The 17,456-nt window shown below is 42.0% G+C and carries 12 protein-coding genes and 1 other annotated feature; all 12 genes read right to left on the minus strand.

What is annotated here, in order from left to right; translation table 11 throughout:
• Positions 1-7: 7 nt before the first annotated feature.
• Positions 8-1,045, minus strand: a complete 1,038-nt coding sequence (locus ACJQWY_RS03200; RefSeq protein ID WP_407076314.1) for a LysM peptidoglycan-binding domain-containing protein — start codon at positions 1,043-1,045, stop codon at positions 8-10.
• Positions 1,046-1,461: 416 nt separating this feature from the next.
• Positions 1,462-2,436, minus strand: a complete 975-nt coding sequence (locus ACJQWY_RS03205) for an ROK family glucokinase (RefSeq protein ID WP_407076315.1) — start codon at positions 2,434-2,436, stop codon at positions 1,462-1,464.
• Between the two features lie 88 nt (positions 2,437-2,524).
• Positions 2,525-2,758 (minus strand): YqgQ family protein, encoded by a 234-nt coding sequence (locus ACJQWY_RS03210; protein ID WP_407076316.1) that lies wholly within the window; start codon positions 2,756-2,758, stop codon positions 2,525-2,527.
• Positions 2,759-2,781: 23 nt separating this feature from the next.
• Positions 2,782-3,327: a 5-formyltetrahydrofolate cyclo-ligase gene (locus ACJQWY_RS03215; RefSeq protein WP_407076317.1), complete on the minus strand. Its 546-nt coding sequence runs from the start codon at positions 3,325-3,327 to the stop codon at positions 2,782-2,784.
• A 224-nt stretch (positions 3,328-3,551) separates the two neighbouring features.
• Entirely contained in the window at positions 3,552-5,597 is a 2,046-nt protein-coding gene (locus ACJQWY_RS03220) for a peptidoglycan D,D-transpeptidase FtsI family protein (RefSeq protein WP_407076318.1), read from the minus strand.
• Positions 5,598-5,785: 188 nt separating this feature from the next.
• Positions 5,786-6,268, minus strand: coding sequence for a transcription elongation factor GreA (gene greA / locus ACJQWY_RS03225; RefSeq protein ID WP_407076319.1), 483 nt, complete (start codon positions 6,266-6,268; stop codon positions 5,786-5,788).
• A 101-nt stretch (positions 6,269-6,369) separates the two neighbouring features.
• Entirely contained in the window at positions 6,370-9,042 is a 2,673-nt protein-coding gene (locus ACJQWY_RS03230; protein ID WP_407076320.1) for a YfhO family protein, read from the minus strand.
• Positions 9,043-9,059: 17 nt separating this feature from the next.
• Positions 9,060-10,652, minus strand: a complete 1,593-nt coding sequence (mltG, locus tag ACJQWY_RS03235) for an endolytic transglycosylase MltG (RefSeq protein ID WP_407076321.1) — start codon at positions 10,650-10,652, stop codon at positions 9,060-9,062.
• A 161-nt stretch (positions 10,653-10,813) separates the two neighbouring features.
• Positions 10,814-13,243 carry a phenylalanine--tRNA ligase subunit beta gene (gene pheT, locus ACJQWY_RS03240; protein WP_407076322.1) on the minus strand — a complete coding sequence of 810 codons (2,430 nt, stop codon included), beginning with the start codon at positions 13,241-13,243 and terminating at the stop codon, positions 10,814-10,816.
• A 6-nt stretch (positions 13,244-13,249) separates the two neighbouring features.
• On the minus strand, positions 13,250-14,293 hold the full coding sequence (gene pheS, locus ACJQWY_RS03245; RefSeq protein WP_407076323.1) for a phenylalanine--tRNA ligase subunit alpha: 1,044 nt from the start codon (positions 14,291-14,293) through the stop codon (positions 13,250-13,252).
• 99 nt (positions 14,294-14,392) lie between these two features.
• Positions 14,393-14,597 (minus strand) — a binding site (T-box leader).
• A 78-nt stretch (positions 14,598-14,675) separates the two neighbouring features.
• Entirely contained in the window at positions 14,676-16,172 is a 1,497-nt protein-coding gene (gene gltX, locus ACJQWY_RS03250) for a glutamate--tRNA ligase (protein WP_407076324.1), read from the minus strand.
• Between the two features lie 162 nt (positions 16,173-16,334).
• Positions 16,335-17,453, minus strand: coding sequence for a PIN/TRAM domain-containing protein (locus tag ACJQWY_RS03255; RefSeq protein WP_407076325.1), 1,119 nt, complete (start codon positions 17,451-17,453; stop codon positions 16,335-16,337).
• Positions 17,454-17,456 lie beyond the last annotated feature (3 nt).

Below are 17,456 nucleotides of genomic sequence, written 5' to 3' on the forward strand. Positions count from 1 at the left end.
TTGCGTTTTATTGTAGGTCAGCGATATTCGTACCATCGACCGCCTCATTATTATTGGTTGCTGTTGCTTCTGTAGTTGCGGCATCTGATGTTGGAGCAGCAGCCTCAGGGCGACCGTTGTTAACCCAGTTGTTATACTCGTCAACGCTCATAAAGCCATCGCCGTCAGTATCGGCATTTGCGTTATATTGTAGGTCAGCGATATTCGTACCATCGACCGCCACATTATTATTGGTTGCTGTTGCTTCTGTAGTTGCGGCATCTGATGTTGGTGCAGCAGCCTCCGGGCGACCGTTGTTAACCCAGTTGTTAAACACGTCAACGCTCATAAAGCCATCGCCATCAGTATCGGCATTTGCGTTATATTGTAAGTCAGCCACATTTGTCCCATCGACAACCACATTATTATTGGTTGCTGTTGCTTCTGTAGTTGCTGCGTTTGATGCTGGCACAGCAACTTCAGGGCGACCATTGTTAACCCAGTTATTATACTCATCAGCACTCATGAAACCGTCACCATTGGCATCAGCATTCGCGTTGTATTGTAAATCAGCGATATTCGTGCCGTCAACCGCCACATTATTATTGGTTGATGATGCTTCTGTAGTTGCAGCGTTTGATGCTGGCGTAGCAGCTTCAGGACGACCGTTATTAACCCAGTTATTATATTCGCTAACACTCATAAACTTATCGCCATTCGCGTCAGCATTAGCATTATACTTCAAATCAGCGATTTTGGTACCATCAACTACCGTGGCCTCTTTTTGCACCAACGTCAACTTTTGGTTGACCATGATAACATTTTCATCTTGCACTTGTTGAGCTAAGGTTTCCAAATCAACCCCAGTTTCACGTGCGATTTTCGTCAATGTATCCCCTGCCTTAACAGTATAGACATTTTGGTTCGCTTTCACATCAGTATCAGCGTTCGCAGTCCCAGTTTTTACATGATTCATTGGGGCTAAAAAGCCAGCTGATAAAGCAGCCGCAGCTGTCACTAAAAACTTTCCATTCTTAGACAAACCTGTTTTACCTGCATTAGTCATAGATTAAATACTCCTCCGAGCGACATGATTAAAAATTTCTTGTTCCACAAATTCAGTTTATCGGCAACCTTAGATCTTTTTATTCGCTTGTTTACCTAAAAAGGTCCAAACATCGGTAGCTACCATACACTAATAAGTGTATTATCGCACGTATATTTAAGAATGCAACGTACCAAAGCGCCCATCTACCGAATTAAATCAACCTAAGGTAGGCCGTCACCCGTTTCTCAGCATCTTTTAAAATTATCTTATTTTTACCTTAAGAAAAGGTTAAAGCCACGCCATTTTAACGGATTATAACAATATAAGTCCATTCACCAACAATAGATAAAACAACTAACATAATATTCTAATATTTAATTAAAATTAAAAAAACTGTTGAAAATAATTCAACAGTTTTTCATATTAAACATTAATTATGAGGCTTGATTTTGCTTAGCCAACAATCCAGCTCCGTAAGCACCCGCATCATTTCCTAATACCGCTAACTTAATCGCTGTCGTCTTACGAACTGGGGCGAAAGCAAATTGTTCAAAATTCGCTTGTACCCGGTTCAACAAGAACGGACCTGCTGCTGAAACCCCACCGCCGATTACGATAGCCGATGGATTCAAAGTATTCGCCAAAATTCCGGCGGCATAGCCCAAGTAAAATGCCACTTCATCAACAACCTTATTGGCTAGGTAATCATCTTCCTTAGCCAAATCAAAGACAATCTTAGAAGTAACCTCTTCACCATCGTCAATCAAAGCCTTCAACTTTGAATTACCAACATACTCTTCAGAAAGATCTTGGGCAATATGCACAACTCCAGTCGCTGACGCATATTGCTCTAAGCAACCTTCATTCCCACAAGTACATTGATAGCCATGGGGCTTCACCACCATATGCCCAACTTCACCCGCCGTTCCAGTTGCTCCGTGCATTAAATGCCCTTCGTGGATAACACCACCACCAACACCTGTTCCAAGCGTCATAAAGACTACTTCTTGCGCATTTTCACCAGCGCCCCGCCATTGTTCACCTAAAGCCGCTGAATTGGCATCATTATCAATTGCCAAAGGTAACCCTGTTCCAGCTTCAATTTGACTTTTCACTTCCACGGGTGTTTCTTTCCAATTCAAGTTATAAGCTGCACGAACCGTCCCTTTTTCAAAGTCAACCGTTCCTGGGGTCCCCATTCCGATTCCAATAATCCGTTCCTTAGGCAAATTATATAAATCTAAATGGTGATTGATTGACCGGATAATATCAGGAACAATATGTGCGCCATCATCCAGCACGTTTGTGCGGATCGACCATTTTTGTTGAATTTCACCTGCTTCAGTCATAATAGCGAATTTAATCGTTGTTCCACCTAAATCAACTCCAATTAACTTATCTTTTTGCATTTTTTTGTCCCCATGAAATTTTTTATTTATAATGTATGCGTTTTCACAACGTCTTATATTATAACTAAAATTATCCCATTTGCCAAATTTATTTATATGCCTCAGCTAATGGATGTTCTAGCTCTTTTCGATGTTCACGTTCTAACACTAACTTCATCTTCAAATATAGGCTATGGTCAATCGCCTGTGCTTTTGCTAAATTATCCACTTCAATCGCAGCTAGCTCAATATCCCATAATCGTTTTCCCAAATGAATATAAACATCGTACATTTTTAAAACATCTAATATATCCATAAACGTCTGCATTTTATGTTCTTGCATATTTAGCCCCTTTTCTAACTCTCTTAATCATCAACCACCAAAACAGCGTCCATTGCCACATCAAACGCATCAACCGGCCAACTGGCTGCGTCATAATAATTAGCTTGAATCGTAATCCCTAACTTATAACCAGCCGTTTGTGGCAAAACTCGATCATAATACCCTGCGCCAAAACCAACGCGCTGTAAATCAGCCGAAAAAGCTAATCCGGGCACCACCCAAAAATCAATTTGTTCCGGTGCAATGGTTTTGGTATCCACTGGTTCTAAAACACCAAACTGGCTCCGTTCATACCGCGTTTTAGCACTAATTTGTTCTAGGCGCATTGTGCGTTTAGGATATACTTTAGGCACCGTCACCGTCTTGCCCTGCTGCAGGGCAATTTGCACGAGTAACAGGGTGGGGATTTCAAACGGATGGGCCATAAATAAAGCGACCGATTGACTTGCCTGCCACGCTGGTAACTGCGTGACTTTTTGCACCAAACGACTCATTAATTGTGCTCGTTGTCCATCGGTTTGTTGTTGGAGCAATTGCTGACTTTGTGCGCGAATCGCTGCTTTTTCCATCCCCTCACCCTACCTTTCTAGCGCCAATTTTTATTCTATATAAAAAGCAAGGTCATCTTCGATAACCTTGCTATCATTATAATTTTTTTCCGTCAGAATGTCGAACCAGTCAACATTTTCTAACGATGANAAAAAGCAAGGTCATCTTCGATAACCTTGCTATCATTATAATTTTTTTCCGTCAGAATGTCGAACCAGTCAACATTTTCTAACGATGACTAATGCTAATCTGTACCAGCATTAGCAACATCTCGCCAATAAGCTTCCCAAATAGCTACAGAAATCGTATTAGCGACCGAATCCTGGTCTTTATTTGAAATTCCAGGCACCACAATAGCTAACGCAACATCCCGATCTTTAGCAAATGAAACTCCAGTTGAACTAAAGGTCTCTTGACCATCGGTGAAGGTTTCCGCCGTCCCAGTTTTGGCAGAAACACTTGGTTTAATACCCTTTAGCTGACTACCTGTGACACGTGATCCACTTCCATGAACCACCCGATCCATTCCGTCATAAATCACTTTCCGTTGGGCATCCGTCCACCCAACTGTCCCCAAGACTTTAGTTGGTATTGTTGTCTGTAGGTGCTCAACATTCGAATCTTTTTGGCGGTTTGAGATTGATTCCACCACGTGTGGTTGTACTCGATAACCACCATTAGCGATGGTTGCCACATATTGTGCCAACTGAATTGGCGTAAAGGTATCATACTGTCCAAAGGATTCGTCTAACGCGTTACCACTATGGGCGGCATCCGTTTTTCCTTTAATTCCAGTCACCTCACCTGGCAAATCAATGCCAGTTGGCACCCCTAATCCAAAGCGAGCAAAACCGTTTCGCATTTTTGACCATACGCTTGGATCTAGGTTTCCCAACGTCATATTTGGATAATAATTCAAGCCACCCATCTTCAGCATTAACTGCATCACATAGGAATTTGATGACGCCTCCAAGGCCGTTTCCGCCGTCAGTGGCACCGACCCATTTTGATTAAACCATGATGACTTAACCGCCGTTCCAGCAATTTGAATAGGCACATCGTTTACCGCACTATTCGTTGGCGTAATGACATTGTTCATCATCGCCGTCGTAATCATGGCCGGCTTAACGACTGATCCAACCACCTGCGCCCGATTAATATTCCCTAAGGCATCAGAAGTCATTTTACCAGTCTTATTATCTCGGTGAACTCCAGCCATTCCATAAAGAGCACCCGTTTTCGGATTAATCATGACCGCATAACCACCCTCAGTTAAGCCGCCTGGAATTTTTTCCTCCAAAATCTTTTGTAAATCTTCTTGGAATTTGGCATTCACCGTTAAAGTCAAGTCCGATCCGGCTTGACCCGGCTGAATAACCTTACTACTTGTTTTGCCAGTGCGATTATCCGTTCCAACTGAGACCTTGCGCTTCGTACCACGCAAAGCAGATTCATAATATTGTTCCAAATATGAAGTCCCAACGCTATCATCACGGTCATATCCCTTCGTCAATAACGAATTAACTTGTGATTCTGGAAGACCGGACTTAGACGTTGACACCGCTCCAATAATTGACGCCATCGCATCCCCGCTTGGATATTCACGCGTATAATACAAACCAACTTTGACTCCTGGCATCTTCGACTGTCGTTCACCAATATTAGCGATTTCTTCAGCGCTAACATCATTCGTCTTTAGATAAACCGTTGACAATGCATAGGCATCTCCCATTTTTTGATAAATCATTGCATTATTTTTTTGAGCATCAGTTAACGGGAAATCATCCTTATGCTGTTTCAAATACTGAGTTAATTGTCGCACCTGCGCATCGGTCCCATCCGAAGCTAAATTGTTAATATGCCGACCGACTTTTTGCGCTCGCTTATCATCTTGAATGTAATACATTGCATAGTTTGTATCTGCCAATTGATCGGTATCAACCTGCAAATATTTCCCAACTTCATTGGCAACCTTATACATTTCAGCTTCAGTAATCGATTTGGGCTTTTGATACGTAATTGCTTGGGAACCTTTATTATCTACCATCACTTTCCCGGTAGAATCATAAATATTTCCCCGTTGCACATTTTCTTTTTCAATACTCTTGGCGCTGGAATTCACCTCAGCTTTAAACTTATCCGCCTTGCGCACCTGTAAATTCAGTAATTGCACACCTAATATTACTAAAATCAAAATGACGATGCCCAACAAGGCATTTAGTCGAACCGGAATTCGGGTTAAGGAATTCGGAGCTCGACGTCTTCTTCTCTTACGACGTGGCTGTTGCATGATTTTATCCTTTTTCTAAAACTATTTTGATTGAGTCAAGTATAATTCATTTTTAACTAATTAAATTTAATTCTAGCACAATCCGGTCCGCTTTTTAACCAGCAAAAAAGGTGCTGCGCCTTTTAAGCACAAACACCTCATCATTCACTCTTCCGATTAACTTAGACAACAAGTTATTTAGAACCACCTTAAGCTATCTCAACAGCAATAATCTTAACTTCAAAACTAAAGCCATTCTCCATCGTAACTTTTACTAAGTCGCCCACTTTATTTCCAATTAAAGCCTTTCCAATTGGTGACTCATTTGAAATCTTACCATCATCTGGATCAGCTTCAATAGAACCAACAATGGTGTATGATTCGGCTGGCTCACCCTCTTCTTGGAACGTCACGCGCTTTCCAACTGAGACTTCATCTTCGGCGATTGAGCTTGAATCGATAATATCAACGTTATCAAGCATATTCTGCAAAGACTTAATTTGTCCCTCTACAAAAGCTTGTTCATCTTTAGCTGATTGATATTCTGAATTTTCAGAAAGATCACCGTGCGAACGCGCCTCTTGGATGGCTGCTGTAATCTCGCCCCGCCGAACTGTAATCAATTCTTCCAGTTCTGCTTCTAACTTTTTCTTGCCCTCAACTGTCATTGGGTAACGTTTTTCATCTGCCATCTTTACTGGCCCCCTAAAAAATCTTTTTAAATTCGGCTTCGTTAATTAAGCCCTGAAACTAAATTTCAAGTTACCACGTTATCCATGGTCTGTAAAGACATTTATTCCATAAAATTCTCTGGTAGCTCATGTAATGAGTGTCGCCGATTCCGACTTTCTGACCAGTTCATTCCCAACAAGAAAATCATGCTCCCGATACTAATTAAAATCCCCTCATGTAACAATGGTACCTGATATTGATATTCTACCTGATGCTCGCCAGGCGCGACAACGGCTCCAAGGAAGAAATCCGCAATTTTAACGGTATTAACTTCGCGTCCATCCACCTTTAACGTCCAACCTGGTGCTGCTGGAATAGTTGACATCAGTGTTGTTTCACCTTTTGGAATATTGATTTTACCACTCAACTTAGTGGCCTGGTGCACACGGGCTTGCAAACCTTGCGTTTGTAAACTCTCACTTTGTTCTTGTAAGGCAGCACGATCTAATTCATACAAAGAAACATTTTGAAGCCAGATATTTGGCTGTTTCAAAGTAAAGGCAATCGTATGCTCGCTCCCAACCTCACCAGTATCAGGTAGGGTATAAATCATCGTATGCCGATGGGCGGGAATCGGTGGCTGCGGTGTTCCATCTAAATCAATATTGACTACATCATCATTGACTGCCGTCCCCAAAGTTAGGTATTTTGGACCGGTCGATGACGTTTGATAAGTGAGCGTTAACCGCGCCGGTTCCTTGCTTGCTTGGCGGGTCAAAACAGCTCCTGTAATCGTTGTGGGTGTCTGCACATTTTCACCCGTGGCTCCCGTAAAATTCGCACTTTTTAATAGCGGTTGATTCGTCCCCGTCATCTTTTGCCACAACTGGTTTTGATTACTCATTGGATCATCTTGCCGTGCTGTAAAATTCAAAATGGCAGGATTAGCCGCAAAAGCCACCGGTAAAGCTTGCTGATTGACTTGCAATTGTGCGCCCCCACGCTGCCCAATCGTAGACGCTGCATACCAATCATAACGGTCATCCGTTTGCATCGTGGGTGGGATCACACTCGGTAAATCATCCTCAGGGCTCTTTTGGCGAATTAAATATTTCACACCAAGCAAATTATCATTGAGCGCCGTGCTCCCCGTATAATCGATATAATTATCACCCTCAGGCTGACCCAAGACCGCCATAATATCACTTTGCTGATGCTCCAACATTGAACTAAAGACAGTTGCGCCACGATAATTAACCTGCAGCGGATCATCTTTGGTGCGTTCAAAATTTTTCGTGACTCGATAGAAAGTCTGATCCTTCGTCTGATTTAAAAGGTTTCGTCCATCTTGCAACATACGTACCACATTTTGGTATTCATTATTACTAAGGTAACTAAACTTATTTAAAGTGACGACCGTATTGACCATTAGCTCGAGCAAAACAAAACTAATTAAGCCCCACCGCCACCACCGGTTGGTACCGACATAATATTGCAAGCATAGAATCATCGCAAAGCAAACCAATCCTGCGGCGAATTGATACCAATTTAAAAAGCTATAAGTATGCATACGATAGGCGACCCAGCCACTAATGGCAACGGCCAGCGCTAATAAACTCCCAACTTGCCAGCGAGAAAGATGCCAAGTTGGTGTCCAAATTGAGCCCGCTAGCCAAATCAACCAGAAAATAAAGACAAATGAGAAACGGTATGGATACCAAACCGGATAAGCCAAACCATGCCAAACGACATTCAACGGATCATACATCATTGAAAAAATTAAAAAGGCGGTGATAAGCAATGTCATAACCCGCGTACTCAATCGAATTTCACGGCTCGTTAGAAAACCAAAGACCACAATTAAAATTAAACTACCTACAAAAATATTAGGCATTCCTGCTTTCATTTGTTCAAAATCAAAAGCGCCCATGAAAGTTTTCGCCCATAAATCCAACGGTTGATAAGTAACGGCATTTTTAACATTTTCAAGCAAATGGGGCCCTTTAGAATTTGTTAGGGTCATTGCTGTAGGCAACCAGACAAACGCCGATAACCCAATACTCATTAATGAACCAAACGCGAACTTAAGCCATAGTTTGATGCGCCCGATAAAACCATATGGCGCCCAACTAGTCCGCCACAACATATACAGCACCAAAAATAACCCCACCATATAAGCCATGTAATAATTACAAATAAAAGCTAAGGCAAGCAACAGTGTATACATCCAAATCCGCTGCCCCGCCAGATAACGCTCTAGACCCGCCACAATTAAGGGCAATAAAATCATCACGTCAACCCAGATTATATTTAATTGATTGGCTACCATCCAGCCACTAAAAGCATAGCTAAACCCAAACAATACCAAGGACCATCCATTTTGCCAATGCATCATATGAAGAGCCTTAGCCATACTCCAACTAGCTAGACCATAACGTAAAATCGTCAGACCTAAAATCCCCATGGGTAAATATAAGTTGGAAACTGGTAATAGCAACAAATTAAGCGGGCTAAAAATATAGTACGACCCATCACTATAAAAATTCCCACCTAATCCTTTACTAAAACTATAGAGCAGTTGCGTCGGATCATGTAGGAGACTCGTACGCAAATACGCTAATAAATCAATATATTGTTGGCCTAAATCGACCGTTAAAATTGAACTACTTCCAAATGGTGCCATACCCCGAAAAGCAAAATAACCGGCCATAAAAATAGCCGGTCCTAAAAAGCTAATCCATAATGCTTGAGTACTTGAACGCCATTTAAACGGATTCATGATCATCTTTCGCATTTGATTTCCTTTATTAATTATTTTTTATTTTGCATCGATTGATTTGTCGCATCCACTTTAGCCACTGCCGCATCATGATCGTTTTGATTGGTGGTATAAGTGATGGCCCCAGTCTTCAAATTAGCCACAAAGTACAAATACTTTTGATCCCGATCCAATGGATTCAATACGGCTTTGATGGCTTGAATGCTTGGGTTATTAAATGGACCTGGTCCATAGCCGGCATTGCGATAAAGATTATAAGGTGAATCAACCATAGTATCATCAACAGTTAAATTAACTTTATTAGTATGCAAAGCGTATTTCACCGCCACGTCCGATTGAATCGGCATTTCGATGTCTAAACGATTCAAAAAGACTCCCGCAATTTTACGCATGTCGGTATCCCCAACTCCTTCAGCTTGAACCAATGACGCAACTGTTAAGATTTGATGGACAGACATATTTGAATCTTTAATCGTTTGGTAATACGGTAACATTTCCGCATTCGTCTTAGCCACCATCGCCGTAATTAATTCATCAACCGACTTATAATTTTCGTAATTATAAGTCGCAGGATACAAGTAGCCTTCTAAACGATAACGCATATCTTTAGCATCTTGATCTGATTTCAACAATTGCGGATATTGCTGCGCTAATTGATCGACAAATTTAGAATCATTAACCTTGGCTAAAAATTCTTTTTTAGAAAACTGCTTGACCTTACCCACTTTATTAGCAAAACTGTCAATTGTCTCTCCCTCAGTCATTGTCAACACTGTCGTTGGATATAACGGCGTATCTGACCCACCGGCTAACAGATTTTCTACTAGCGTTGACATATCCATCGAAGAATTCAATTCATAATAACCTGCCAAAATATTCGTCGCATTGTGTGCCCGCACGTAATGAGTAAATGCTTGGGATGAATGCACTAATTTTTTATTCGCCAAGTTATCCCCAATTTGTTGCAAAGAAGTCCCTTGTGGTACATAGATTTCGACATTCTTCTTATTCTTAGGTTCAACCGCCGTATAATTATTATTTCGCTGATAACTATAAACTCCGTAGCTAATTCCACCGATTAATAAAATTCCAATTAAAATTAATAACCAGTTTTTTGGTAACGTAAACCGAGTTCGTTTCTTTCCTTTACCCCGTGCTTGTTGTGGCGCTTTACGCGGAATATTACCCTTGGGATTTTCATGACGTCGCGATGCCTTTACATTTTTACCGTTAGTTGCCATCTTTCGGTTGGAACGACTTAAGCGTCCTGCCTTGTGGTCCTGGCTTATCTTTGGTTGAGTTTTATCCTCCGCAACTAGTCGTTTAGATTGAGATTGTTGCGTTTCGTTTGCTGACTCACTTTCATACTGCTGGCTTTTTTGGACCGGAGCATTTTGCGTATCGGCATCCTTACGTTGCTTGCCTGGTTTTGGCGCAGCATTAGATTCAGTCACAATATTTCTAACTGATGTTGCACGCTGGACCTTCGCATTTTCTGTCTCTACTGCTTTAGCTGCTTGTTGCGCCTCCCGGTTAGGTTGGGGTTGGCGGCTTTTCTTTTTTTTGCGTCCAAATAAACGCGGCTTTTCTTTTTCATACCGCTTGTTACGTGGTTCAAATGGCATTTATCCAATCCTCGACATTCTTAAACTAATGGTTAAATTGATTTTTTAACATGCATTTTTTTAATTAATAAATTTATTTTGCCCTATTTTTAGCGTCAAAAAAAGGCTGTCTTGGATATTGCTAACAAGACTACCTTCCATTTTATCATCTTAGAACAAATTTATCTAATTTCTGCCGCAAATTCATCACGCAAGGCAGTTTCAATTTGATCCATCGCAGTATTCACAACATCGTCCGTTAACGTTTGTTCACGGTTCACAAATGTCAAAGTATAAGCCAATGATTTCTTACTATCTGGGACGTGCTCACCCGTGTAAACATCGAAAATATCGATTTGATCCAAATACTTGCCACCAGCCTTGACCAATGCTTGGCGCAAAGTTTCGGCCGTTACAGCTACATCAACCAAAATCGCCAAGTCACGAGAAATCGCTGGATATCGAGAAATAGCCTCATACTGATCCGTCACTTTAGGCAAATCCATAATCGTTTGCAAATCTAGTTCAAAACCAAAGACTCTACCAACTTTATAAGCCTTTGCGGTGACAGGGTGAATTTGACCAACCATTCCAATTAAGTTCTCACCAACATAAATATCAGCCGTCTGACCAGGATGCATATCCAAGTGTTGATCAGTCGCCACAAAACGTACGGTATCAACGAAATTATAGTTTGTCAATAATTGTTCAACTAACCCTTTAATCGTGTAAAAGTCTACGTCTTGAGCTGCTTGTGACCAATTCCGTGTCTGCCAAGCACCTGTCATGACTCCAGCTAAATGTTCCTTCTCATTTGGTTGCACGGCCCCAGGCTGCACGTTAAAGACCCGACCTTGTTCATAAAGAGCCACATCATTTTGATTTCGCGCCACATTATAGGCCACATCATCCAAAAGACCCGTCAATAAAGAACTCCGAGTTTGTTGCCGATCTTGTGACATGGGATAAGCCAATTGAATTGGTTCCCCCGTCTGATCCAAATGAATCTTAAAGTTTTGCGCTTTTTGGGGGGTCGTTAAAACGTATGACATCGCTTGATTCAAACCCAAGCCTTCCAAAACATGTCGGCTGGCACGAATCAATTGCTGCTTAGCATTCAATTTCCCTGGCGTTGTTACACCCACAGGTAAAGTCGCTGGCAATCGGTCATATCCATAAATCCGGGCAATTTCTTCCACCAAATCAGCCTCAATGGTAATGTCCCAACGCCGGCTTGGAATAGTCACAACAAACGTATCACCTTGTTGTTCAAAGTCAAATTGTAATTGCTCAAAAATATGGGCCACTTCTTGGGCGGTAATTTCTAAACCTAAGACTGCTTGGAGGTGTGACAGATGCAACGCCACAACGGGCAAATCCAACTTTTGCGCTTGCGCCACAACAGCATCTTGCAAAACTTGACCTTGACCTAATTCAGCAATCAATGCAGCCGCATAATCCAATGCCACCAACGTTTGATTAATATCAACACCGCGTTCTAAGCGTTGTGAGCTCTCAGTATGCAAATTTTGATCACGCGCCGTCCGCCGTACTGCCTTCGCATCAAAAATTCCAGCTTCTAAGACCACTTCTTGGGTCGTTTTGGTAACTTGTGTATTTGCTGTTCCCATAATACCCGCAAACATAACTGATTCTTGACCACTCATCACCAATAAGTCACCTGCATGTGCCGTATGACTCATGCCGTCTTCCGTTACTAGAGTTTCACCCCCACTTGCCATTTGGACATGCAACTCAGCGGCTGGTAAGCGCTGCAAATCATAAGCATGCAATGCTTCACCATAGGTCAAAAGCGTGTAATTAACCGCATCAATCACATTATTGACCGGCTTAATTCCCATATTCCAAAGACGCCGTTGTAACCAGAGCGGAGAATTTTTAACTTGAACTTTTTGAATAACCCGGGCGGCATAAGTTGACGCCATCCGCGCATCGGCCTTTAATGTCAATATATCCTGCGTTAGGATCTGGGCTTCAGTTAACGTAAAGGTGGGCATTGCCACCGACTGATCTAACATCGCAGCCACTTCATATGCCGTTCCATTCATGGATAACATATCGGCGCGATTGGGTGTGATTCCAGTTTCCAAAATATCATCATCGAGGCCTAACACGTGTAGAGCGTCTTCACCAGGCGTCAAGACTTTGGCATCTCCCTCATCAAAGACCCAGATTCCGTCTTCTAAAGGTTGAGGCACAATCGCATCATCCATGCCGATTTCTTGTAAGGCACATAACATCCCGTTAGAGACTTCGCCTCGGAGCTTACCTTTTTTAATTTTAACGCCATCCCCAATCACCGCTCCATGCTTGGCCAAAATGACCATTTGCCCAGCGGCGACATTGGGTGCCCCGGTCACGATCTGAATTGGTTCTGCTTCCCCAGCATCGATTTGCGTAATCACCAAATGATCAGAATCAGGATGCGGAACTACCGATAATACCTTGGCAATTACAATCTTTTTCATCTTTCCTTGTGGTTGATATTGTCCTTCAATTTCAACCGATGTACGTGAGATTTGCTCTGCTAGCTCATTGACTGGCAGTTTCAAATCAACATAATCACGCAACCAATTAACTGATACCTTCATTTCTAATTACCCCTTTCGGTCAAATTGAGTTAGGAAACGGACATCGTTCAAATAAAAATTACGAATATCCTCAACCCCATACTTCAACATCGCAAAACGATCTGGCCCCATTCCAAAGGCAAAGCCACCAAACTCATCGGGATCAACCCCGGCGGCCCTCAAAACATTCGGATGCACCATTCCAGCTCCCAAGACTTCAATCCATTCAATATCTTCTGGCTTCGTATCCTTAGTTACTGGTCCCCATGAAATATCAACTTCAACAGATGGTTCCGTAAAGGGAAAATATGAAGGACGCAACCGAATATCGTGGTCTGCACCAAACAATTCGTGCGCTACCGCTAACAAAGTTCCCTTAAGGTCACCCATCGTGATGTGCCGGTCAATCACCAGCCCTTCAACTTGATGGAATTGATGAGAGTGAGTTGCATCATCCGTATCCCGCCGGTAAACGCGACCGGGAGAAATCATCTTTAATGGCCCTTGGCTAAAATCATGTTGTTCCAATGTCCGCGCTTGTACAGGCGAAGTTTGCGTCCGCATCAACACCTCAGATGTAATATAAAAAGTATCTTGCATATCACGAGCTGGATGATCTTTAGGTAAATTCATCATTTCAAAATTATACCTATCTAATTCAACTTCTGGTCCATCAACCACTTGATAACCCATACCAATGAATTGGTCTTCCAACTCATCAATAATCTGCTGTAAAACATGCGGCTGCCCTTGTTGCACTGGGCGACCGGGTAAGGTTACGTCCAATCTTTCTTGTTCTAATTGCTTGGTCAATTCGGCTGCTTCTAATACTTTTTGCCGATTTTCAATCGCTTCTGTTAAAGTATCGCGCACTTCATTCGCTAAAGCCCCAATTTTAGGCCGTTCTTCGGGAGTTAAATCTTTCATCCCTCGCAAAATTTCCGTCAAAGACCCCTTTTTACCAATCCAACCCACTTGGGCTTGGCGTAAGTCTTTCACACTAGTCGTCGCTGTTTCAATTTCATGCAATGCATTTTCACGTAATTTTTGCAATTCGGCTGCTAAACTCATGTTCCCACTCCTTCACTCTATATAATTTTTAAATCCAACCTATCCCCAATTTTTCAGCCACGCCTTCAATAAAAAAGTCCCTTTAGCGCTAAAAAGCACTAAAGGGACGCTTATCATCAACGTGGTACCACCCAGATTCAGCCATTATGGCTCTCTAACATTTAATAACGAAAATGAACCGGACTAACTTTTAATCATTAGTCAACTCCCGACTGAAATTCTGATTAGCTCCAGACAAGGTTTGCACCATTCCCCCTGCTCTCTGACATTTCACTAATCGTACTAGGTCGCTCTAAGTTTATATATCAAGTATAACGACTTGCTTTAAAAAAACAAGTTGTATTTTGATTCCAACTAATTGCTCAATCAGTAAACAATCCGCTTATAGAAACTCTTTAATATTCTTCAAAGCTTGTTCTCGTCCTAATAACTCCATCACTTCACCCAAGTTTGGACCTTCATTCACACGTGAAGCGGCAATCCGCAATGGCATCCAAAGGTCACGCCCCTTAATCCCCGTTTCATTTTGCAAAGCCCGAATTGAAGCGACAATTTGACCTGCATCAAAGACATCCAAGGCTTTAAGCTTATCCATCCATCGCTGCAAAAGGTCAGGCACATAGTCCTTTTCCATCCACTCCATTGAATCAGCCCCTAGGTCAGCTTTAGCTGTGAGCTCGAAGAAGACTGGCCGCACCAAATCAATAATTTGTGAAGTATATGCAATTCCATCTTGATGTAATTGCATCACTTGGCGTACCCATTGCAACTTTTCAGTTGTTAATTCGGCTGGTTGTACTAAGTCGGCCTTAATTAATTCATGCACCAATTTGTCAAAAAGTACGCCAGAATCAATTTTCTTAATCCATTGGTTATTGACCCAAGCTAATTTCTTATTGTCAAACTTAGCTGGTGACTTTGATAGCCGTTCAGGATCAAACATCTTAATCAATTGTTTCTTCGTAAAGATTTCTGCCTCGCCCACTGGTGACCAGCCTAGTAAGACAATGAAGTTCAACATCGCTTCCGGCAAATAGCCTAATTCACGATATTGCGAAATAAAGGCAATCACATTATTATCACGCTTTGACAATTTCTTTCCGGTTTCAGCATTCAAGATCAAAGTCATATGTCCGTAAACCGGTGCTTCCCAATCAAAGGCTTCATAAATCATCAATTGTTTAGGCGTATTTGAAACGTGCTCATCCCCACGCAAAACGTGTGAGATTTCCATCAAATGATCATCGACGACCACTGCAAAATTATACGTTGGCATTCCATCGGCCTTTTGAATTACCCAATCGCCACCAATTTGCTCAGCGCCAATCTCAACATGCCCTTTAACTAAATCTTCCCAGGCATAAGTTTTCTCTTTTGGCACACGGAAACGTACAACGGCAGGCAATCCTTTAGCTTCAGCCGCTGCTTGTGCAGTCACAATCTCCTCTTCAGTCATTCCTTCATATTCGTAAACATAATGTGGCGCTTGTTTCGCAGCGACTTGTGCCTCACGTTCTGCTTCTAGTTCAGCTGAAGTTTTGTATGACTTATAAGCCAAGCCACGATCCAAGAGCTCTTGAATGTATCGCTTATAAATATCTTGACGTTCTGATTGCCGGTAAGGTCCATACGCCCCCGGATTCCGTGGTGACTCATCCCAATCCAAACCTAACCAAGCTAGATTTTCAAATTGTGAATCTTCTCCATCGGCCACATTTCGCGCTGTATCAGTATCTTCAATTCGCACAATAAAATCGCCACCAAAGTGCCGCGCAAAGAGCCAATTAAACAAGGCGGTCCGTGTATTTCCGATGTGTAAATAACCGGTTGGTGATGGTGCATAACGCACTCGTACTTTTTTATCTACCTTCATATCCATGATGAAACCCCATTCTATAATTTTTCAAACTGATGTTAACCACATCTTCCAGGCTAGTACTAGTCTTTCCAACCCGTATGTCAAATTTTACATTCCCAAAATTCATTGGGTGTCATAAAATCAACAAACCAATTTCTAATTTATACTATTCAGCAGTCAATTTCAACCAACAGTCTCCAAGTAATCCCCAAAAATCATCCGGCCAGCATCGGTCTGCAAACTCGACGTCACTTCTAACCGAACTCGTGCTTGGAGATGCTTTTTACCATCTTCAACCACAACCATCGTCCCATCATCTAAATAACCGACCGCTTGTTGCCGTTCTCGCCCATTTTTAATCAGCGTAACTACTAACTGATCGCCTACCGCCACTTGGGCCCGTAGAGCGCCGGCTAGTTCATTGAGACTCCGCACTGCTACATTTTGGAAACGAGTTACTTTATTTAAATTAAAATCATTGGTAATAAGCACAGCGTCTAATTCTTGGGCTAAGCGAATTAATTTTTCGTCCACTTCTTGCAAATCATCATAATCACCATCCCACATTTCCAAGGCAACTTGTTCATCATTACGCAGGATATTTAATACATCTAGACCCCGGCGTCCACGAACCCGTTTGAGGGAATCACCAGCGTCTGCAATATATTGTAATTCATATAAAACAAAATTAGGCACTAACAAAGTCCCCTCAAGCCAGCCCGTTTTCACCAAATCCAAAATACGTCCATCAATTAAAATGTTAGTATCTAAAATTTTATAATGATGATAATTTTCCTCACGGGCGCCACTAATCGGATTACCTTTAACATGGGCATCATCTCGGGGCAGCTTAATGCGTAAACGAGACGTCAAGAGGGTAATAAAGCGGTAAACCTCATCCATGCGCCCAGTTCCAATTCGATAACCTAAGTAACCCAAGATAATCATCACTGCGATAGGAATCCCCGTGCTCAAAAAAGCGTTTGGCAAGCTCCGTAAGGGGGATGTTATTAAAAAGGCCAAGGCGAGACCAATAATAATACTGATGCTGCCCAAAAATAACTTAAGTGGCGATTCTTTTGTCAAAATCCCCTCCACACGTCTTAAGATTCGATCAAAATATTGCCAAGTGGGAATACTAATTAGGTAAAAAATAATTGCTCCAAGGATTACATCCGTTAACGGATTATTGATCCATAAAATTTGTGAATAACCTAATAGTTGCCACGCTACTGGTAAATAGTTAATCGCCAACGCCGCACCTAACAATACTAAAATACTTTGAATAATAATTTTTCGCATTCG

Origin of the sequence: Weissella kandleri (assembly GCF_045504165.1) — a bacterium.
GTDB lineage: Bacteria > Bacillota > Bacilli > Lactobacillales > Lactobacillaceae > Weissella > Weissella kandleri_A.

What these genes read in the sequence shown, in the direction of transcription:
- ACJQWY_RS03200 (WP_407076314.1), bottom strand. Translation starts at nt 1,045, where the DNA reads ATGACTAATGCAGGTAAAACAGGTTTGTCTAAGAATGGAAAGTTTTTA.
- ACJQWY_RS03205 (WP_407076315.1), bottom strand. Translation starts at nt 2,436, where the DNA reads ATGCAAAAAGATAAGTTAATTGGAGTTGATTTAGGTGGAACAACGATT.
- ACJQWY_RS03210 (WP_407076316.1), bottom strand. Translation starts at nt 2,758, where the DNA reads ATGCAAGAACATAAAATGCAGACGTTTATGGATATATTAGATGTTTTA.
- ACJQWY_RS03215 (WP_407076317.1), bottom strand. Translation starts at nt 3,327, where the DNA reads ATGGAAAAAGCAGCGATTCGCGCACAAAGTCAGCAATTGCTCCAACAA.
- ACJQWY_RS03220 (WP_407076318.1), bottom strand. Translation starts at nt 5,597, where the DNA reads ATGCAACAGCCACGTCGTAAGAGAAGAAGACGTCGAGCTCCGAATTCC.
- greA (WP_407076319.1), bottom strand. Translation starts at nt 6,268, where the DNA reads ATGGCAGATGAAAAACGTTACCCAATGACAGTTGAGGGCAAGAAAAAG.
- ACJQWY_RS03230 (WP_407076320.1), bottom strand. Translation starts at nt 9,042, where the DNA reads ATGCGAAAGATGATCATGAATCCGTTTAAATGGCGTTCAAGTACTCAA.
- mltG (WP_407076321.1), bottom strand. Translation starts at nt 10,652, where the DNA reads ATGCCATTTGAACCACGTAACAAGCGGTATGAAAAAGAAAAGCCGCGT.
- pheT (WP_407076322.1), bottom strand. Translation starts at nt 13,243, where the DNA reads ATGAAGGTATCAGTTAATTGGTTGCGTGATTATGTTGATTTGAAACTG.
- pheS (WP_407076323.1), bottom strand. Translation starts at nt 14,293, where the DNA reads ATGAGTTTAGCAGCCGAATTGCAAAAATTACGTGAAAATGCATTGCAT.
- gltX (WP_407076324.1), bottom strand. Translation starts at nt 16,172, where the DNA reads ATGGATATGAAGGTAGATAAAAAAGTACGAGTGCGTTATGCACCATCA.
- ACJQWY_RS03255 (WP_407076325.1), bottom strand. Translation starts at nt 17,453, where the DNA reads ATGCGAAAAATTATTATTCAAAGTATTTTAGTATTGTTAGGTGCGGCG.